This window comes from Paenarthrobacter sp. YJN-D, assembly GCF_015040335.1.
Classification (GTDB): Bacteria; Actinomycetota; Actinomycetes; order Actinomycetales; family Micrococcaceae; genus Arthrobacter; species Arthrobacter nicotinovorans.
The window spans coordinates 3825957-3845033 of sequence record NZ_CP053549.1; the positions used below are offsets into that span (position 1 = coordinate 3825957).

Consider the following 19077-nt stretch of genomic DNA (forward strand, 5'->3'; position numbering starts at 1 on the left):
CCCCATGGGGGTAATGGGCCATAAGTGACCCCGCGTTGCTTTAAGGTTCGGAGGGCTCCTGGCCGGCGGCGGCCCTTTGGACCACGGCTTCGAGTTCGTCCTTGGTGAGCTTCTCACGGTGCCCGTGTTTGGTCCGGTACGCGGAGCGCCCCACCATGTGGGCGGACACCGGCGCGGTGAGAAGCTGGAAAATCCACGCCACCAGCAGGACGGGCCACACCCACCAAGTACGCATCTGCAGGCCGATCGCTGCGAGCATCAGGAACAAGCCCAACACCTGCGGCTTGGTGGCTGCGTGCATGCGGCTCATGAGGTCCGGGAACCTCAGCAAGCCGATCGCGGCACCCAAGGACATCAGGGCACCCACTATGAGGAACACCGCGGTCACCATGTCGATGACCAAGTCCACTCCGGTGGCGTCAGGACTCATTGCTTTGCTCCCTTCGCTCGGCCACGAACCGGGCAACCGTCACTGAGCCGATGAAACCGATCACCGCGAGGGCCACCAGCAGCATCAGGTTGTTGAGGTGTTGGTTCACGGCCATGTCGATGGCGAGGGCAGCACCAAGGATGGCCAGCAGGACATCGGAAGCAAGGACGCGGTCAAGCAAAGATGGGCCAATCGCGATGCGCACGATCGCACCTGCAGCGGCGAGGCTGAGGATCACCGCCGTGGCCACCAGAACAAATTCCTTCACAGCGTTGCCCCTTCCATGCCGGGCCGGGCTTCTGCCTTCAGGGCCTCGACTTCTTCCCGCGTTCCCATGATGCGGATCAGCCCTGCCTCAATGTTCTGCGTCTCCCGGCGGATCTTGTCGATGTCCGCTTCTTCGTAGATGTTCAGCGCGTGCAAATAGAGCGTGGAGGTGGAGCGGTCCACCTCCACCACCAGCGAGCCGGGGATCAGCGAGATGACATGCCCTGTAGCCGTCACCATGAGGTCCGAGTGGCTTCGCAACGGAACAGCGACGACGGCGCTGCGCACCTTGGGTCCCTTGACCACCGCCAGGTACAGCACCAGGAAGCTCGCTGCCACCACTTTCGCGACGAACATCAGGGCGAACGGAACAGCACGCAGGACATTGAACCTGCCGCTGAGCTCCACAGGCGGGAGGTAGAAGAACTTGGCCACCAGCACGGCGATCAACGCGCCAAAAAGCAGGTTGCCCGGGCTGAAGTCACGCCACAGCGCACCCCATACGATGACCAGCCAGATGAGCAGCGGCAGTTCCGTGCGGAACGAGATCGGCTTGCGGCTCATTTCGTACCGCCATTCTGCGCCAGCGGGGGCACCTCGACAGAGTCACCCAGTACCGAGTGGATGTAGGCCGAGCGGTCCAGCATGATCTCCGCGGAACCGTCCGCGACCTGGAAGAGCGGACCAGCGAACACCGTCAGCGCCACCCCGAACACCACCAGCGCCGCAGTGGAACCCACCATGGTCCGCGGCAGTACTCCGACGTTGCCGGGGGTCATCAACACGGGATCCGGGTATTCGGCATCCTCGGGTTTGCGCCAGAACGCCCTGTTCCACACACGGGCTATTGCCAGCAACGTCAGCAGGCTGGTGACCACGCCGCCCACTACCAGCACGATCGCCAGTGGGGTTCCGAGCTCCACGCCGGCCTGCAGAAGACCCAGCTTCCCAAGGAAGCCTGAGAACGGAGGAATGCCCGCCAGGTTCATGGCCGGTACGAAGAACAGCAACGCCAGCAACGGCGACAGCTTGGCCAGGCCGCCCAAGCGGTCAATGGAGGAGCTGCCTCCCCGGCGTTCTATGAGTCCGGTGACCAGGAACAAGCTGGTCTGCACGGTGATGTGGTGGGCAACGTAGAACACTGCCGCACCCAGACCCGCTACGGAGCTCATGGCCAGCCCGAACACCATGTACCCGATGTGGCTGACCAACGTGAAGGACAGCAGACGTTTGATGTCGCTCTGGGCAAGGGCACCCAGAATACCGACAACCATGGTCAGTAGCGCCACCACCATCAGGGGAACGTTGAGGGTATCCCCCGGGAACAACAGGGTCTCCGTCCGCACCATGGCGTAGACGCCCACTTTGGTCAGCAACCCGGCGAACACCGCAGTGACGGGGGCCGGTGCCGTGGGATAGGAGTCAGGAAGCCAGAAGGACAGGGGGAACACGGCGGCCTTGATCCCAAAGGCGACCAGGAGCATCACATGCAGCAGGTTCTGCGTACCTTGGTCCAGCTCTGCCAGCTTGATGGCCAGATCCGCCATTGTGATGGTGCCGGTGGCCCCGTAAATCATGGCGATGGCGATAAGGAACAGGACAGATGACACCACGGAGACCACCACATACGTGACGCCGGCACGGATACGCGGACCCGTCCCGCCGAGGGTCATGAGCACGTAGCTTGCTGTCAGCAGGATCTCGAAGCCGACGTAGAGGTTGAAAAGGTCCCCGGTAAGGAAGGCGTTGGAGACTCCCGCCACCAGGATCAGGTACGTGGGGTGGAAGATCGACACGGGAGCTTCGTGGTCGCCGTCGGCCATGCCCTGGCCGGTGGCGTAGACCAGAACCGCCAGGCTCACCACTGTGGACACCACCAGCATGAGCGAGGAGAACTGGTCCACCACCAGGACCACACCCCATGGCGGCAGCCAACCGCCCAGGGTGACGGAAGTTGTGCCCCCGGACCAGACGGAGAAGAGCAGGAGGCATTCCAGCAGCAACGTGGTGCTGAGGATGCCGATGCTGACCAACCGTTGGGCGCTCTGGTGCCGGATCAGGAGGAACGCCAGCGCGGCGCCCAGGATGGGGAGGAGGACAGCCAGCGGCGACAGGTTTGCGAGGTTCACGCGCTGCCTCCTTCCTGCGTTGATGAAGTGTTGGGGGTTTCTGTGGCTTCCGGGTGGTTCCTGTCCGAGGTGCTGGACGGGGTGACCGCGAACTCCGAGGTTTCCAAGGGCACGATTGCGTCGTCCTCGGCGTCGAAGCTGGGGGTCTTTGCCACGCGGACGTCTTCGAGGTCGTCCTGGATTTCGTCCTGGCGGGCCAGGACCCAGGTGCGGTAGATGATGCCGAGCATGAATGCCGTGACCGCGAACGAAATGACAATCGAGGTCAGGATCAGTGCCTGCGGAAGCGGATCACTGTAGGAATCCGGATTGGTTTCCTTGGTGAAGAAGGGCGCCAGGCCGGCATACCCTCCGGTGCTCAGGATCAGGATGTTGGTGGCGTTGGCCAACAGCATCAGCCCGAGCAGCACGCGGGTGAGGCTGCGTTCCAGGATCAGGTAGATTCCGCAGGCGTACAGGACGCCCATGACGATCAGCAGGGTCAGGTTGATGCTCATGCCGTACCTTTCCCGGACGCGACGGATTGGGCAGCTTCCTGAGCCAGTCCGGCTTCCTGCGACCCCCCGGCCTGCTCGGCTGCCTCTTCCTCGGTGAGGGGCGCGCCCTTGCCTTCAAAATGTTCGTCGATCTCGGCACCAAGGCTGCGGAGGACGTCCAACGCCAATCCCACCACCACGATGTACACGCCGATATCGAAAATGGTGGACGTGACGAACTTGACGTCTCCGAAGACGGGCAGCCAGAACTCGATGATCGCGCTCTGGAAGACCTGTCCGCCCAGGAACAACGGGACAAAACCGGACGCTGCCGCCGTCGCAAGTCCCGTTCCCAAAAGTGTTCCGGCGCTGACTGTCGCAGCTTCGCTCAACTCGAACCGTCCGCCGGCCAGGTAGCGGATGGTCAGTGCGAGCCCGGCGGTCAGGCCGCCGGCGAACCCGCCGCCCGGCAGGTTGTGTCCTGCGAGGAGGAGGTAGATCGAGAAGACAATCATCGAGTGGAAGATGAGCCTGGTGACGACTTCGAAAATGATCGAACGCCGCTCGGGGGCCAGGGTACGGCCCGCCACGAGCCAGGCGTCGCGGGTAACATCCGTGAACTTCTTGGCGACGGCGAGCGTGGCGCCGGCCCGGGAATCACGTTCGACGCCGGTACGGCGCCCCACGCTGCCTTCCGGTACGGCCTCGGAGGTCTTGATGCGGTCACCGCGGCTCCGGACAAAGATCAAGCTCGCCACACCCGTGGCGGCGATCGCCAAGACCGAGATTTCGCCGAACGTATCCCAGGCACGGATGTCCACGAGGGTCACGTTGACCACGTTCAATCCACCGCCGCCTTCGTAGGCCAGGCGCGGGAAGTCCAGGGAAACCGGAGTAGCAACGCGGGCCCCCATCGCGTAGATGGCAACGAAGATCATGGTGATGCCAAAAGCCGCGCCGATGATCACGCGGATCACCCTGAGCCGGCCGCCTGTCCTGTCACGCAATTCCGCAGGAAGGCTCCGCATCGCGAGCACGAAGGCCACCAGCACGATGGTCTCCACCAGCATCTGCGTCAAAGCCAGATCGGGGGCACCCTGAAGGGCAAACATGAGGGCGATGCCGTAACCGGTGACCGACACCATGAGCACGGCGAGGAAGCGCTTGTTGGCCCGAACTGCGGCCAGCGCCCCCACGACGATTCCGGCTCCTGCCACCAGCTGCAGGGGTGAGTTGGGGTCGATGAAGTAGATGCCGTCAGGCAGCGGTTTGTTGGCCATGAGCATGGCAGTCAAGGGAACCGCGAAGGCGACAGTCAGGATTACCGCCAGGTAGAAGTACAGCGAACCACGTTGCGTGCGGCCCGTGACCCAGACGGCCACATCGTCCAAGGCACCAATGGTGTTTTGGTACGCGCGATCGCCATCCACCCAGTCGGGCACCAGGCCCTGGGCGCGGGCAACGAGGTTCCGTCCGTAGAACATGGCCGCACCCAGCACGAAAGTGACCGCGGTCAGGCCCAAAGCAGGCGTCAACCCGTGCCACAAAGCCAGGTGTCCGGCGTCGACGGCGTCCGGTCCGCCGGCGAACAGCGCGGCGTAAGGCTGGATCCAGGTGTCCACCGGCGCGGGCCACAGCCCGTACACGATGGTGAGCAGGCTCAGGATGGCGGGGGCGGCGAGGAAGGCGGGCTTGATCGGTTTGAACGGGGTGGGCTCCACGCCGGGCTTGACGGCGAAGGCTCCCCACATGAACCGGGCGCTGTAGGCGAAGGTGAGGATCGAGCCGATGACAAGGCCCACCAGGATCCAGATCCCCCAGGCAGGGGCGTCGTGGCCGGTTCCGTAGTGAACGAACGCTTCGAAGACCGACTCTTTCGCGACGAAACCTGCCAGCGGAGGAACACCGGCCATGGATGCGGCGGCGATCGCTGCAACCACGCCCAGGGCGCGGGACGAGCGGAAGACGCCGGAGAGCTTGCGGATGTCGCGCGTTCCGGATTGGTGGTCGATGATGCCCACCACCAGGAACAACGCAGCCTTGAACAGGCCGTGCGCCAGCAGCAGCCCCAACCCGGCCAGCGCGGCGTCGGGCCGGCCCAGCCCCACCACCATGGTCAGGAAACCGAGCTGGCTGACGGTGCCGTAAGCAAGGATGAGTTTGATGTCGGTCTGCCGCAGTGCGCGGTAGCCGCCAACAAGCATGGTGGCCAAACCAAGTCCCAGCACCACCGGCAGCCAGAATTCCGAGGCAGCAAAACCCGGAGCGAGCCTCGCGACGATGTAGATACCGGCCTTCACCATGGCCGCCGCATGCAGGTAGGCGCTGACCGGCGTCGGAGCCGCCATCGCGCCGGGGAGCCAGAAGTGGAACGGGACCAGTGCGGATTTGGTGATGGCACCCACCAGGATCAGTACGACGGCGGTGGTCACGGCGCCCTGCATGGGTCCGCTCATGAGCGTCCCGGCTTGGTTCAGGATGGCGGAAATGCGGTAGGTGCCTGCAGCCTGGCCCACGATGATCAGGCCTACGAGCATCGCCAGGCCACCAGCGGTGGTGACCATCAGCGCTTGAAGGGCTGACCGGCGGGCTGCCAAACGGGTGCGGGCGTAGCCGATGAGCAGGTAGGACAGGATGGTGGTGAGTTCCCAGAAGATGAACAGCATCAGCAGGTCATCGGAGGTCACCAGGCCAAACATGGCGCCGGCAAAGGCCAGGAGCTGGGCACCAAAACCGCCCAGTCCAGGATCCTTGTTCTTGAAATAGCGGGCACAGTAAACCAGCACCAGCGAACCGACACCCAGAATCAGCAGGGACATGACCCACGCCAAGGGATCCATGCGGAAGGCGAGCTCAAGCTGCAGACTCGGAATCCACGGCAGGATTTCCTCTATGCCGCCACCGGAATATACGGGGCCGTACTGGAGGACCAACCAGACGAAAGCGGCTGCGGGGACGGCGGCCAGCACGTAGAACGCATTTCGTCCAAGTGAGCGGAAGATCAAGGGCGCCACAGTTGCCGCTGCAAAGGTGATGGCGAGAACTGTGATCACTGTTTTCTCCGCAAAGTCAGGAACGAATTGTCAAAAGTTGGAGCAGGCGGTCATACGTTGGGTTCGGTTTACCTAGTTTATCAAGGGGCCAGGACAGTTTTTGGCCACTTTCCCGCTCCGCCCGCTGTTCACCCGGGGTTGTTCACAACGCGGTCTGTCATCCGCGCGCAGCGTTCCCTGCACCTATAGCATTCACACTATGAACGCGGCCGCAGTTCCCGAAGCCTCCCACCCGACATCCGAGCTCGCCACGGGTCCCGTCGCCTCAAAAAAGGGGCAAATCCTGGCGTGGGCTTCCTGGGACTGGGGTTCGGCTGCCTTTAACGCGGTCATGACGACGTTTGTTTTCACGGTTTACCTCACGTCCAATGCGTTCGGCGGAGAAGACGCCGCATCTGCCGCTTTGGGTGCCGCGCTGGCCATTGCCGGCCTGGCCATCGCGTTACTGGCACCGGTCACCGGGCAGCGTTCCGACGCCGGGGGCAGGCGGAAACTCTGGCTTGGAGTCAACACCGCCGCGACGGCGCTGCTCACGGGACTGTGCTTCTTCGTCTTCCCGCGGCCGGAATTCCTGCTCCTGGGTGTCTGCCTGATCGCCCTGGGCAATGTGTTCTTCGAGTTTGCCGGCGTGAACTACAACGCCATGTTGGCCCAGATCTCAACACCCCGGAACATTGGCAAGGTCAGCGGCTTCGGCTGGGGCATGGGTTACCTCGGCGGAATCGTGGCGCTTCTGCTGGTCCTGCAGCTCTTTGTCCAGCCTTCCTTCGACTGGTTCGGAGCCTCCACCCAGGACTCGCTCAACATACGGTTGGTCGCCGTTTTCTCAGCCCTGTGGTTCTTTATCTTCGCCCTGCCCGTGATGTTTGCCGTCCCTGAGGTATCCGTGAAGAAGGACACCTCATCCTTGGGCTTCTTCGCCTCCTACAGATTGCTGATCCGGCGTATCGGGGCCATCTACAAGACCAGTCCGCACACCATCTACTTCCTTCTGTCCAGCGCCATCTTCCGCGACGGGCTGGCCGCCGTGTTCACCTTTGGCGGCGTCATCGCGGCGGGAACCTTTGGTTTCGAACTCAAGGAAGTCATCTTCTTCGCCATCTTTGGCAACGTAGTGGCGGCTGTTGGCGCTGTGATCGGCGGCTTCCTGGACGACAGGATCGGCCCCAAGGCTGTCATCATCCTGTCCCTGATAGGGCTGCTGACCGCGGGAACCTTCATCCTGGTCCTCGGCAACGAAGACTATGTCTTCTTCGGCAACCCATGGCCCGGTTCTGCAACGTTCTGGGTCTTCGGGCTTCTGCTCTGCCTTTTCGTAGGTCCCGCCCAGTCCTCTTCCAGGGCCTACCTTGCCAGGCTTGCCCCGGCCGGAGAATCGGGCGAATTGTTCGGCCTGTACGCCACAACGGGAAGGGCCGTCAGTTTCCTCGCCCCCACCCTGTTCACGCTGTGCATCACCATCGCCTCACCGCTCGTTGCCGCCGGGGAGGCACAACGCTGGGGCATCCTCGGGATCATGGTTGTGCTCCTGGCCGGTCTCCTGGTGATCCTGCCCGTGAAGCCACCGGCCAAAGTGGAAATAGCCGTAGTACCAGAGCGTTAACTACATAGGGTCGGTTGGGCGTCAACAACGTACCGGACCGGTTCAACAGAGTTTAGGGTGGAGCTATGAACGTGGATGAGACCGAACTTCCGGGCCTTGGCATCCGGAAGGACTTCGTGACGGCCTCCGGCCGCCGTATTGGCGTGGTGGAACTGCGCGAGGGCGAAACCGAGCTTTTCGTCTCGACGTGGGATGACCCGGATACGTGCCAGGCCTCCATCCCGTTGACGGCGGATGAAGCCTCGACCTTGGGGAACCTCCTGGGCGGACAGCACATCGCCATGCGCCTGGCCGAGGCGCACCGCGAGGTCCCCGGTATCGTCACACGACAGTTTTCCATCACGGCTGATTCTCCATTCGTGAACCAGGCCATGGGCAAGGCCCAAATCCGCACACGCAGTGGCGTCTCCATCGTGGCGATCATGCGCGAAGGTGAGGTCGTCCCCTCGCCGGCGCCCGACGTCGTACTTCACACCGGTGATCTGCTCGTAGCGGTCGGCACCCAGGAAGGACTTGACTCGGCAGCCGACATCCTCCGCAACGGCTGACCGGTATGGATCCGCTCGCACTAGCCCTCATTGAACTGGGGGCCGTCGTGTTCTGCCTCGGCCTCCTGGCTCGGTTAGCGGGCAAAATCGGCATGTCCCCCATTCCCCTCTATCTCGTGGGTGGCCTGGCCTTCGGTGCCGGGGGCTTGGTCAAGCTGGATGGCATGCACGAGTTCGCGCATCTCTCAGGCGAGATGGGCGTCATCCTGCTGCTGCTTATGCTCGGCTTGGAATACACCGCCTCAGAGCTGGTGACCGGCCTTCGCCGGTCCTGGCAAGCAGGGGTCATGGACTTCGTGCTCAACTTCTTACCGGGCGCAGGCCTTGCCGTCCTGCTGGGGTGGGGTCTTGTAGGGGCCATCGTCATGGGCGGCGTTACCTACATTTCGTCCTCCGGAATCGCCGCGAAGGTCATTACCGACCTGGGCCGAATCGGTAACCGCGAAACGCCTGTGGTGCTTTCCATCCTGGTTTTCGAAGACCTCGCGATGGCCATCTACCTGCCCATTCTCACCGCCATCCTTGCCGGCGTCGGGTTCCTGGGCGGACTGCAGACGGTGGGGATTGCACTGGCAGTGGTCACGGTAGTGCTGGTGATCGCCCTCAAGCACGGGCATCGGGTCTCGCAGGCTATCCACAGCGAAAACTCCGAGGTCTTCCTGCTCAATGTCCTGGGACTCGCCCTGTTGGTGGCCGGAATCGCATCGGCCCTTCAGGTATCCGCAGCCGTGGGAGCGTTCATGTTGGGCATCGCCATATCCGGCGCTACCGCCCACAATGCCACCCGCATCCTTGAACCATTGCGCGACCTTTTCGCTGCGATCTTCTTTGTGGCGTTCGGCCTCAACACCGACCCCACCTCAATTCCCCCTGTGCTGGGCTGGGCCCTCCTCCTGGCGGTGCTGACTGCCGCCACCAAGATGCTCACGGGGATCTGGGCCGCCAAAAGGGCCGGTATCGCGATGCCCGGCCGGTTCCGTGCGGGCGCTGCGCTTATTGCCCGTGGTGAGTTCTCCATCGTCATCGCCGGCTTGGCCGTCGCCTCCGGGGCGGTTCCTGGAGAACTCGCCGCACTGGCCACGGCCTACGTCCTCATCATGGCCATCGTAGGTCCGTTGGCCGCCCGCTTCGTGGAACCCGTAGTCAAGGCCATCCGCAGAACCCCGAAAGCTCCACCCCGGACCACGGACCGCGCACCGGCGTAACGTCGCCACCCATTCGCCTCCACCGGGGGGCGACATCCCACCCCAAAACCCCCACCGAGGGGCGACATCCCACCCCAAAACCCTCTGGGAAAGCCTCGAGAGCTACCTCCTCGATGCCCACCCACCCTCTATGAGAGCCTCCCGAATAAGACGGGCAACTCCGTCATAGCCGTGCTCTTGGACATGACTGGCAGTAATGACGACAGAGATCCATCCGTTTGCAGCGAGTGCCGCCTCCCTCCGTAAGTCGGATTCCTGTTGGGCGGCGCTGAGGTGATGCACGCCGTCGTAATTCACCGCAACCTTGTATTCCGGAAAGGCGAGATCCGGCCACGCAACCTCGCGGCCCCACGCATCCAAAACCACGTAACTCAACGTCGGTTCCGGCAGGAAATTGCGGCCGATGGCCAGGCGGAGACGCGTCTCCGGGGCTGAATCTGCGCCGACGCGCGCAAGTTCCAGCGCGGCCCGGGCCTTCCGGATGCCTCGTGCGCCCGCATGTCTGCCTACTTGATTCCTCAGATCCTGTATTGAGCAGAATGGAATCCGATTGTGTCCAAAGCTTCTGGTCTGGCTGCAGATGAAATGGTCGGCCGCTGCCACCAGGTCTTCGAACGGCAACACAGCGGCGAGATCCAGCCATGTCCGGGAAGGACTCGTCAGCGGAATGCCGTCCTTGAAGGCGACATCGAACTCGCCGAGCACGATCCGATGTCCGCGAACCCCCTTTCGCTGCGGCCTGAAAGCGCCGTCCGTCCGGGTCAGATGAATCAGGAAATCCTGCTGCCGATCCCACGGCAGCGGGCACCCCCACAGCATCGCGGCCGTTTCATGGCAGCAAATCGCGCCATCGCTCACTGCTGTCAGGAGCCGCGCGGTGTGTGCGGGGTCTTGCTCCTCGCCCCAGGGAACACGGATGCCCCTGCTGGCGACCTGGAGATCGCTGTTCCAGGCACGATGATCCGGAAGGCCGGCCGCACGTTGCTCGGCCAGGGTGAACGAGCGACCTTGGAGATGGGGCGGAAGCGGCGGAGACAACCTCATCAGCCATTGTTTGCACGCCTTGGGATGCCTTGGTCGTCCTTTGGGCGGTTACCCACAGTGTGGAGGAATAGTGCCGCACTCAGCGCGCGCCGAGGAGCAAGATCTCAACCGAAAACGCCCCTCCCAAAGAGCCGAAAGCTCACCCCTCAGCGCAAAAGGGAGCCACCCAAAGAGCCGAAAGCTCACCCCTCAGCGCAACAGGGAGCCACCCAAAAAGCCGAAAGCTCACCCCTCAGCGCAACAGGGAGCCACCCAAAAAGCCGAAAGCTCACCCCTCAGCGCAACAGGGGCTAGATGGACGTCCGGTGGAAGTTCTGGTGGCTGCGGCTGGCGGTCGGGCCGCGCTGTCCTTGGTAGCGGTTGCCGTATTCGCCGGAGCCGTAAGGGTGCTCAGCCGAGGAAGTGAGGCGGAAGAAGCACAGCTGGCCAATCTTCATGCCCGGCCAGAGCTTGATGGGGAGCGTGGCCACGTTGGAGAGCTCCAGCGTCACGTGTCCGGAGAATCCCGGATCGATGAACCCTGCCGTCGAGTGCGTCAGCAAGCCGAGGCGCCCCAGGGAGGACTTGCCTTCGAGGCGTGCGGCAATGTCATCGGCCAGGCTGACGGTCTCGTAGGTCGAACCCAGGACGAATTCTCCAGGGTGCAGGATGAAGGGTTCGTCACCTTCCACCTCCACGAGCCTGGTCAGCTCGGGCTGCTCCTCGGCGGGATCGATGTGCGCGTATTTGTGGTTGTCGAAGAGCCGGAAGAACCGGTCGATACGCACGTCCACGGAAGACGGCTGCACCATCGCGGGGTCGTACGGCTCAAGAACAATCCGTTGGGAGTCTATTTCGGCACGTATGTCGCGGTCAGAGATCAGCACGTCATCAAAAATACCCCAAATACCGAACGCATTGTCCGGACAGCCTCATGGGACTATAGTTCCCGGACAGGTAAAGCCGCGCCCGTACTTGGGGGCAACGAGCATCCGCGGGGTAATTGTGAACAAACTGGCAGCGCCTGCCGCCATTGTGCTGGCTGGCGCGCTGGCGCTTTGCATGGCCGCATCAAGCCAGATCCTGCCGGCAACGGAGGCGGTTCCCGGCGCAAGCACCACAGCATCGTCCAGTGTCCCATCCGGGTTGTCGGCACCTGAGGAAAGCCCGACGGCGGCTCCCGCACCTGCAGCGGCGACCCCCGCCGTCGATGGGTCCTCCAGTTCCGCAACGCCTGCAGCGCCAGCAACGCTGACACCTCCTCCCGCGCGGGATCCTGCCTCGGATGGCGGGCCGATCGCCGTCGATCCGGTTTTCGAGACACCGCCTCCCGTGCCGGAAATCGGACCGTCATGGGGACCGGACAATCCCTCGGATCCCAGCCCGAGCGCCACTGGTACCACGACCCCGCCGGTCGAAACGCGGCCGACGTCGGAAGAGACGGCAGACAGTGGCGCCGCCGCAACGACGCCGACGGCCGAGGCCGCAGGGCCCTCGCCAACAGCCGCGCCAACACCAACAGCCACGCCAACACCGACGCCGACACCATCGTCAACGCCAACGCAAACCCCCTCGGCCGATCCCGGCGCGACCCCCGCCACCGACTCCCCCAGCCCGTTCCCCGGCAAGGCTCCGGGCCACGACCCCAATCTCCAAGACGGCGCTTTGGCGCTCCTCCCCGACAACAACAGCGCAGCGATCCTCACGGTGTTCAATGCGATCAACAGCTACCGCGCATCGCTAGGCCTCGCTCCGGTGAAGTACCACGCCACGGTTGCCAACCTGGCGCAGGAGTGGTCAAACAACATCGCTACCCGTGAGGTGATCCAGCACCGGCCCAATTTCTGGACGGACCCGCGGGCGATGAATCCGAACAATGGAGCGGGGGAGGTCATTGCAGTCCGCTGGGACCGCGACGCGGCGCAACTTGTGGAGTGGTGGAAGGGCTCCCCGGGCCACGATGCTTTGCTGCGGGACCCCAGGTTCAATGTGATGGGTATCGGCATCACCTACACGGACGGCAACTGGCAGACGACGCCCAACCGGTACACGCTGTGGGGCGTGGTCAACTTCTTCGGCTACACAACGTTGCCCGCCGGAACCACCACCAGCCCGGGTGGAACGGTGACACCACCCACTGACCCTGTGGCGGTGTGCGAACCAGGGTCCAAGCACCAACCCCCAACGGTCGATTTGAGTGCCGCGGCAATCAGCAGTGCTGCCGACCTGGTGTCCATCGCCGCCGACGGTTCCGTCGTTGCGTACCCGTCCTGGGGTAACGGCAGATTTGGCCTGGGCAAGCGGATTGGTGCCGGATTCGTGGGCCTCAAGGAGCTGTTTGTGGTGGACTGGGACCGCGATGGGGTCTTCGACCTGCTCTATCAACGGCTGGACGGGGCGCTCCTGGTGTATCCGGGCCTTCAAACGGGCGGTTTCAAGGATCCGGTGGTCTTGGGCCAGGGCTGGGGAACCTTGAACATTTCGGTGGGCACGTGGTGCGCCAACAACCGGCTTCCACAGATCGTCGCCATGGACCAGGGCGGCAACCTGTATCTGTACAAGAACACGGGCTTGGCCTACATCCGCAGCCAGTCTGCGATTGGCACCGGCAACCCGTCTGTCCGGGTGACCATGGTGGATTACAACGCCGATGGCTTCCAGGACCTGCTCAGCACCGAGCCGAACGGCACCTTGCGCCTGTACCGGGGCAGCGGTCTGGGTACACCGAAGCAGGAATCACGCCCCGTAGTGGGCAGCGCGTGGACGGACTACACAGGGTTGCGGGCTTTGAGTGGCCTCATGGGACCGGGCTCAGTGGGCGTGGCGGGCCTGGACCGCAATGGCATGGTGGAGTACTGGGACCTGACCTCGGGACGCCTCACTACCCCTTTGACGATTGGCAATGGTTGGGCCGGGCTGAGGTTCGCCAGCTAGGAGCTGGATTCGATCGCGGCCTTCAGCCGTTCCAACTGGCCGACTTCAACCTCCAGGGCCTTCTGGATCATCCCGTTCATGAGCTTGCGAAGACCCTTGGGATGGTATTCAAGGGCAAAGCGCAGCCGGGTGGTATCGCCTTCGGTGCTGAGGTAGTAGCCGCCGGTTGGCCGGGCGGGTCCCGCTACGACGGCGTACCGGACTTCCGCGCCGGGGCGGGCCTCGGTGATGGTGAAATCGGCTGCGATGGGCCGGCCACCAGGTCCGGCGACGGTCTGCTGGTACAACGCACCCTTTTGGCCGCGAACGCCTGATCGAAGCGCGATGCTTCGCACGTCTGAACGCCAGAGTGAGTTGTTCATCCCGTCCATTAGGAAACCGTAAACGGTCATGGCGTCCCGACTGATCACCACTTCATTGGCTGCGAATGCCACGGAAAACCTCTCTCGGCCTACGGTTCAAATGTCGTAGCCGGGTTCCCCATACGCAGCAGCTAACAAGTTCAGAATAGTCAGCCCGGTGCGGTGACGACACACGACTTCCGAGCCTTGACCGAATGGTTACCTGCCGATTTTTTCCCGCGCACTGCTGACACGCCTTCCATGGCCGGGTAGAGTGCCAGCCGCTGGACAATTCCACTGGGGGGCGTCATGCAGGTTCAAGACCGACCGGGAACACCAAGAAACGCCCGACGCCGGGTGGCGGCTTGCGCTGTATTCCTCGCCCTGGTGCTGGCGGCCACCCTCGCTCCCGCGGCCGCCGCGGCAGCCCCGGCCAGCGCGGCACCCACGGCTCAGGCGACCCGGTACGTTTCCGAAGCCGGAGTCACGGCCCACCGCGCCGCCGTCGTGAACGCCGCCGCCGTAAAAGCGCAGGTGCCTTCGACCGCCAATCCGCTGCCTGGCCTCGATCCCGCGGGTGATCCTGCCAACTTGTCCGTCCTTGTGAACAAGTCCCGCCCCCTGAACCCTGCCACCTACGCCCCGGCAGATCTGGTGAACGCGCGTGGCTCGGGACAGTATCTCCGGGCCGAAGCTGCAGCGTGGCTCAACGGGCTTTTCCAGGGTGCGGCGGATGCCGGGACCGGCGGGCTGGCAGTCGTGAGTGGCTATCGTTCTTACGCCCAGCAACAACAGGTGTACTCGTCCTATGTGAACCTTTACGGCCAGGCGCAGGCGGACCTGATCTCGGCAAGGCCGGGCTACAGTGAGCACCAAACCGGCCTTGCCGTCGATGTCGGAAATGCCAACGGTTCCTGTGGGCTCAGCACCTGCTTCGGTGACACTGCCGCCGGAATGTGGGTGGCAGCGAACGCGTACAAATACGGTTTCATCGTCCGGTACCCCAACGGCTACACCAACATCACCGGGTACAGCTACGAACCGTGGCACCTGCGCTACGTCGGAGTGGATCTGGCAACGGATATGAAGCGCCGTGGCTTTGCCACTTTGGAACAGTATTTCTCCGGAAACCCCAGCGTCCATGCCAGCATCACCTCGGGCGCGGACCTGGTGGCCACGGACGCTGCCGGGCGGCTGCTTCGCTACCCCGCGCTGCCGAGCGGTGGCTACGGCGTTCCTGTACAGATTGGTTCCAACTGGACGGGCCTGAAGCAGGCGTTCGTGGTGGATTGGGATTCGGACGGCGTCTATGACCTTCTGGCGCAATGGAACAACGGCACCCTGGGCCTGTTCAAGGGATGGCCCGGCGGCGCTTTCTCGACCCAGATCGTGGTGGGCACGGGAGACTGGGACGCTATGACCATCACTGTGGGCAAGTGGTCCAGCGACCAGGGTTACCCGGGCGTCGTGGGGTATTTCCCTGACGGCGGCCTGCGCTACTACCCCAACACCTCCGGCCGGGCGTTGACTTACCGGGTGGACATCGGAACCGGCTGGGCGGGACTGGGGCTGACCATGGCCGATTGGGACGCGGACGGCGCCAACGACATCCTGGCCACCACATCCTCCGGACTTCTGCTCAGTTACCCAGGCAATGGAGTTGGCGGCTTCAAAGGTCAGCCAAGCATCATCGGCTCCGGGTGGGGAACCATGAAGGCCTTGGTGCCTGGCTTCGGCTTGTCAGGTCCAGGTACACGCAGCATTACCGCCCAGACCGTGGACGGCTATTTGGTGGACTACGGATTGGGACTCGGAGTCTGGGGTCCGCAACGCCAAGTGGGCAACGGCTGGGGCTCAATGAAGCTGTTCAAATGAGGACCTGCCGGGGCACGTTAGGCCGGACGGAGTGGCTGTCCTGGGCGACGCCGCAACTGCGCTAAGCTAGGACTCGCCCGATTCATTTCCGTCGGGCAGCGCGGGCGTAGCTCAATGGTAGAGCGCTAGCTTCCCAAGCTCGATACGCGGGTTCGATTCCCGTCGCCCGCTCAGCGAACCCCGGATCCTTCTGGATCCGGGGTTCTTTTTTCGTGACAATAAGGCCCGACGGCGGCTCCCGCCGCAGCGCGCCCGTACGGGCAGCGCCGGGGCACCGGAACCCGGGTAGGTGTATCGTCAGGAGTCAGGAGCCATTTCGGTTCCGCTCTAGGGAGCAATCATGGGCGACAAATCACCGCGCCAAACCGCATCAAAGAAATCCAGTAAATCCATCAAGGAAAAACGTGCGGACAAGAGGGCTTCCGAGTCCTCCGCCACCGAGGCCGCAAAGCCTTCCACCGGCAACAAGAAGTGACCGCGGCCAACGGCCAGCTGAGCATAGGCGTCCTCGCTACCTCGCTGAAGCCGAACGAGCGGCGCCTCCCCATCCACCCGCAGCATTTGGAGCGCATAGCCCCGGAAGTGCGCCGGCAACTCCGTTTCGAACATGGCTACGGCGAGCGTTTCGGTGTCCCGGACAGCAAGCTCGAATCGTTGGTGGGCGGACTCGGCACTCGCCAGGAACTGCTCGCCAACAGCGACGTCATCCTCCTGCCCAAGCCGCAGGCCCAGGATCTCGCTGAACTCCGCGACGGCCAGACGCTCTGGGGTTGGCCCCACTGCGTGCAGGACCGGGCCATCACTCAATTGGCCATCGACAAGAAGCTCACACTCATCGCCTTCGAGGCCATGAACCATTGGGCCGGCGATGGCGGTTTTGGCCTGCACGTTTTCCACAAGAACAACGAGCTCGCCGGGTACTGCTCGGTACTGCATGCATTGGCTTTGACCGGTTCAACCGGTGACTATGGCCGCCGGCTCAGTGCTGTGGTGATCGGTTTCGGTGCCACTGCCCGCGGTGCCGTCACCGCCCTGAATGCCCACGGCGTCCATGACGTCCAGGTTCTGACCAACCGGGGCGTTGCCGCCGTCGGGTCCCCCATCCATTCGGTGCGGATCGTGCAGTTCGACCACGACAGCAAGGCTCCGTTCCTCAGCGAGGTCATCACGGACAACGGGCGCAAGCCCTTGGCTCCGTTCCTGGCCGCGGCGGACATCGTGGTCAATTGCACCCTGCAGGACCCGAACGCTCCACTGACGTACTTGCGGACCGAAGACCTGACGGAGTTCCAGCCGGACAGTCTGATCGTCGACGTTTCCTGCGATGAAGGCATGGGATTCAGCTGGGCGCGGACCACCACGTTCGACGAGCCGATGTTCCGCGTCGGCGGTCACGTCAACTACTACGCGGTGGACCACAGCCCGTCCTATCTTTGGAACTCGGCCAGCTGGGAAATCAGCGAGGCCCTGCTGCCCTTCCTGGACACTGTGGTGGCGGGCCCGGACGGGTGGGATGCCAACGAGACCATCTCGCGTGCCATCGAAATCCGCGACGGCGTCATCCGCAATCCGGACATCCTTGAGTTCCAGGGCCGCTCCCCGGAGTACCCGCACCTGCCGGTGGCGCAGCTTCTGGCACGATAGCCCCACGCAGATGAAGCGCCCCCGGTTGCCGGGGGCGCTTCATCTACTTAAGCCGTCTTCTTAGGCCGCCTGCGGTTCCTGCACGATCCGCAGGACCCGCCGCCTGTCGCGCAAGTCCACCTTGATGTGCAGGGAGGACTTCCTGGCAAGTACGACGGCGACCACAGCCGCTGCGATGGCCGGAACCCCGCCGGCCACGAGGATGGCCAGATGCGGGCCGAGGTGCTCGGCGAGCCAGCCCATCATGGGACCACCGATGGCCTGCCCGCCGATGAGCACCACAAGGTAGAGGCTCATGACGCGGCCCCGGATGCTCATGTTTGAGCTGGTCTGCACCATTTGGTTGGCAGCTGTGAGGAACATGAGGCACCAGAATCCTGCGAAGACCATGGTGACGCTGAACCACACCATGGACGGCATGAGCGAGGACACGCAAAGCATCAGTCCGTACAACCCGGCGGAGGTCACCACCGAGCGCAACCGCAGCTGCCTCCGACGGGTGGATGCCACCGCACCTGTCAGTGCACCAAGCGCAACCATGGCGTTCAGCAGGCCGTAGCCTCCGGCGCCGGCGTCGTACACGTGGTCCGCGAAGGCGGCCAGAAGCACTGGCAGGCTCATGGCGAAAACCGCTACGAACCCGGCCATCAACCACGGCCAGTAGATGGTGGGTTTGCTGAGCGCATAGTTGAGGCCTTCGCGCAGCATGCCCTTCTTGCGCGGCGTGGGCCGGCTCAGATGCAGCTGGTCCTTGCGCAGCAGCAGCAACATGGTCACGGTGGAGCAGCAGGCCACAGCATTGGCAGCGAAGGCCCAACCGGCGCCCACGGCAGTGAGCAGCACTCCGGCCAGCGCCGGGCCGATCAAGCCGCCGAGCTGGAAGGTCGTGGAGTTCACGCTGATGGCGTTCCGCAGGTACTTGGGTCCGACGAGTTCGTTGACGAACACCTGCCGGGCCGGCTGGTCAAGGACCGTGACGAAGCCAAGCGCCAGTGCGATGACGTAGACGTGCCAGACCTCGACGCGCTGGCTCAGGGAAAGTACGGCCAGCAGGGCCGCCAGGACCGCTGCTGCCGACTGGCAGATGATGAGGATCTTTCGCTTGGCGAAGCGGTCGGCAATCATGCCGCCCCACGGGCCAAGGAAAAGTGAAGGCATGAACTGCAGGGCCACAGTGATACCGACGGCGGTGACGGACCCGGAAAGCTGGAGCACCATCCAGTCCTGCGCGATGCGTTGCATCCAGATGGCGATCACCGCGATGAAGTGGCCGATCGCGAAGATCCTGAAGTTGGGGACCTTCAAGGAGATGAAGGTGTGCCGCCAGGGCAGCTTCTCACTCACGACGGCGAGTGGCTGGGTGACGGTGTCCGGCTGGTTTGCGTCCGGCGAGGGACGAGCGGACAGGGAATCGATGACGGGCTGGCTGACATTTGCCGCTGAAGGCGGTGGGGGTGCCAAAAGTAGTCCTCGGATGGGAGTTTCGGTGGGATGCGTTTAACGCTATGGTTGCCAGCAGCAATTATGGAAGCGTATTGCGCCTATAACT

Annotated in this window: 17 protein-coding genes and 1 tRNA gene; 8 read left to right on the forward strand and 10 right to left on the reverse strand. The window is 63.5% G+C overall.

The genetic code is table 11. From position 1 onward, the window contains the following. Positions 1–40: 40 nt before the first annotated feature. Genes mnhG through HMI60_RS17765 form a run of 6 tightly spaced genes read right to left on the reverse strand, consistent with a single transcriptional unit; the run spans position 41 to position 6355 of the window. Positions 41–430: a monovalent cation/H(+) antiporter subunit G gene (mnhG, locus tag HMI60_RS17740; RefSeq protein WP_018778184.1), complete on the reverse strand. Its 390-nt coding sequence runs from the start codon at positions 428–430 to the stop codon at positions 41–43. Further along, the gene (locus tag HMI60_RS17745) at positions 420–698 is read right to left on the reverse strand and encodes a monovalent cation/H+ antiporter complex subunit F (RefSeq protein ID WP_018778183.1); all 279 of its coding nucleotides are present in this window, start codon (positions 696–698) and stop codon (positions 420–422) included. Before HMI60_RS17745 ends, mnhG begins: the two co-directional genes overlap by 11 nt. Further along, positions 695–1261, reverse strand: a complete 567-nt coding sequence (locus HMI60_RS17750) for a Na+/H+ antiporter subunit E (RefSeq protein WP_018778182.1) — start codon at positions 1259–1261, stop codon at positions 695–697. Before HMI60_RS17750 ends, HMI60_RS17745 begins: the two co-directional genes overlap by 4 nt. After that, entirely contained in the window at positions 1258–2826 is a 1569-nt protein-coding gene (locus HMI60_RS17755; protein WP_039243098.1) for a Na+/H+ antiporter subunit D, read from the reverse strand. Before HMI60_RS17755 ends, HMI60_RS17750 begins: the two co-directional genes overlap by 4 nt. Next, positions 2823–3323, reverse strand: a complete 501-nt coding sequence (locus HMI60_RS17760; RefSeq protein WP_018778180.1) for a Na(+)/H(+) antiporter subunit C — start codon at positions 3321–3323, stop codon at positions 2823–2825. Before HMI60_RS17760 ends, HMI60_RS17755 begins: the two co-directional genes overlap by 4 nt. Beyond that, on the reverse strand, positions 3320–6355 hold the full coding sequence (locus HMI60_RS17765; RefSeq protein ID WP_193590119.1) for a Na+/H+ antiporter subunit A: 3036 nt from the start codon (positions 6353–6355) through the stop codon (positions 3320–3322). The genes HMI60_RS17760 and HMI60_RS17765 overlap by 4 nt, the downstream gene beginning before the upstream one ends. Positions 6356–6554: 199 nt before the next feature. On the opposite strand from HMI60_RS17765, the gene HMI60_RS17770 reads away from it, so the two are divergent. The 3 genes from HMI60_RS17770 (at position 6555) to HMI60_RS17780 (ending at position 9711) form a co-directional block, all read left to right on the forward strand. Next, complete coding sequence (locus HMI60_RS17770; protein ID WP_110505170.1) at positions 6555–7958, forward strand: MFS transporter; 1404 nt, start codon at positions 6555–6557, stop codon at positions 7956–7958. A gap of 65 nt (positions 7959–8023) precedes the next feature. Next, positions 8024–8506 (forward strand): cation:proton antiporter regulatory subunit, encoded by a 483-nt coding sequence (locus tag HMI60_RS17775; protein WP_018778177.1) that lies wholly within the window; start codon positions 8024–8026, stop codon positions 8504–8506. 5 nt (positions 8507–8511) lie between these two features. Then, positions 8512–9711, forward strand: a complete 1200-nt coding sequence (locus HMI60_RS17780) for a cation:proton antiporter (protein ID WP_039243100.1) — start codon at positions 8512–8514, stop codon at positions 9709–9711. A 102-nt stretch (positions 9712–9813) separates the two neighbouring features. Here the strand turns inward: HMI60_RS17780 and HMI60_RS17785 are convergent, their stop codons facing one another. Together HMI60_RS17785 and dcd are read right to left on the reverse strand one after the other, a co-directional pair. Then, complete coding sequence (locus HMI60_RS17785) at positions 9814–10569, reverse strand: endonuclease domain-containing protein (protein WP_227453586.1); 756 nt, start codon at positions 10567–10569, stop codon at positions 9814–9816. 476 nt (positions 10570–11045) lie between these two features. After that, positions 11046–11621, reverse strand: a complete 576-nt coding sequence (dcd, locus tag HMI60_RS17790; RefSeq protein WP_011776299.1) for a dCTP deaminase — start codon at positions 11619–11621, stop codon at positions 11046–11048. A 175-nt stretch (positions 11622–11796) separates the two neighbouring features. Here dcd and HMI60_RS17795 point away from each other — a divergent pair, with 175 nt between their 5' ends. Continuing rightward, positions 11797–13668, forward strand: a complete 1872-nt coding sequence (locus tag HMI60_RS17795; protein WP_305082342.1) for a CAP domain-containing protein — start codon at positions 11797–11799, stop codon at positions 13666–13668. Here HMI60_RS17795 and HMI60_RS17800 read toward each other — a convergent pair. Beyond that, positions 13665–14102, reverse strand: coding sequence for an SRPBCC family protein (locus HMI60_RS17800; RefSeq protein WP_018778172.1), 438 nt, complete (start codon positions 14100–14102; stop codon positions 13665–13667). The genes HMI60_RS17795 and HMI60_RS17800 overlap by 4 nt on opposite strands. 216 nt (positions 14103–14318) lie before the next feature. Between HMI60_RS17800 and HMI60_RS17805 the strand changes: the two genes are divergently transcribed. From HMI60_RS17805 to HMI60_RS17815, 4 genes are all read left to right on the forward strand, one after another. Continuing rightward, positions 14319–15884 (forward strand): D-alanyl-D-alanine carboxypeptidase family protein, encoded by a 1566-nt coding sequence (locus HMI60_RS17805; protein ID WP_193590121.1) that lies wholly within the window; start codon positions 14319–14321, stop codon positions 15882–15884. Positions 15885–15984: 100 nt separating this feature from the next. Beyond that, positions 15985–16055 (forward strand) — tRNA-Gly (locus tag HMI60_RS17810). A 169-nt stretch (positions 16056–16224) separates the two neighbouring features. Further along, positions 16225–16359, forward strand: coding sequence for a hypothetical protein (locus tag HMI60_RS21190; RefSeq protein ID WP_011776304.1), 135 nt, complete (start codon positions 16225–16227; stop codon positions 16357–16359). Next, the gene (locus HMI60_RS17815; RefSeq protein ID WP_055972877.1) at positions 16356–17528 is read left to right on the forward strand and encodes a N(5)-(carboxyethyl)ornithine synthase; all 1173 of its coding nucleotides are present in this window, start codon (positions 16356–16358) and stop codon (positions 17526–17528) included. The genes HMI60_RS21190 and HMI60_RS17815 overlap by 4 nt, the downstream gene beginning before the upstream one ends. A gap of 60 nt (positions 17529–17588) precedes the next feature. Here the strand turns inward: HMI60_RS17815 and HMI60_RS17820 are convergent, their stop codons facing one another. Then, on the reverse strand, positions 17589–18989 hold the full coding sequence (locus HMI60_RS17820; RefSeq protein WP_193590122.1) for an MFS transporter: 1401 nt from the start codon (positions 18987–18989) through the stop codon (positions 17589–17591). Between the last annotated feature and the right edge of the window lie 88 nt (positions 18990–19077).

Excerpts from the sequence above, each read along its gene's own strand:
- mnhG (WP_018778184.1), bottom strand. The coding sequence starts at position 430 with ATGAGTCCTGACGCCACCGGAGTGGACTTGGTCATCGACATGGTGACC.
- HMI60_RS17750 (WP_018778182.1), bottom strand. The coding sequence starts at position 1,261 with ATGAGCCGCAAGCCGATCTCGTTCCGCACGGAACTGCCGCTGCTCATC.
- HMI60_RS17760 (WP_018778180.1), bottom strand. The coding sequence starts at position 3,323 with ATGAGCATCAACCTGACCCTGCTGATCGTCATGGGCGTCCTGTACGCC.
- HMI60_RS17770 (WP_110505170.1), top strand. The coding sequence starts at position 6,555 with ATGAACGCGGCCGCAGTTCCCGAAGCCTCCCACCCGACATCCGAGCTC.
- HMI60_RS17775 (WP_018778177.1), top strand. The coding sequence starts at position 8,024 with ATGAACGTGGATGAGACCGAACTTCCGGGCCTTGGCATCCGGAAGGAC.
- HMI60_RS17780 (WP_039243100.1), top strand. The coding sequence starts at position 8,512 with ATGGATCCGCTCGCACTAGCCCTCATTGAACTGGGGGCCGTCGTGTTC.
- HMI60_RS17795 (WP_305082342.1), top strand. The coding sequence starts at position 11,797 with ATGGCCGCATCAAGCCAGATCCTGCCGGCAACGGAGGCGGTTCCCGGC.
- HMI60_RS17805 (WP_193590121.1), top strand. The coding sequence starts at position 14,319 with ATGCAGGTTCAAGACCGACCGGGAACACCAAGAAACGCCCGACGCCGG.
- HMI60_RS21190 (WP_011776304.1), top strand. The coding sequence starts at position 16,225 with ATGGGCGACAAATCACCGCGCCAAACCGCATCAAAGAAATCCAGTAAA.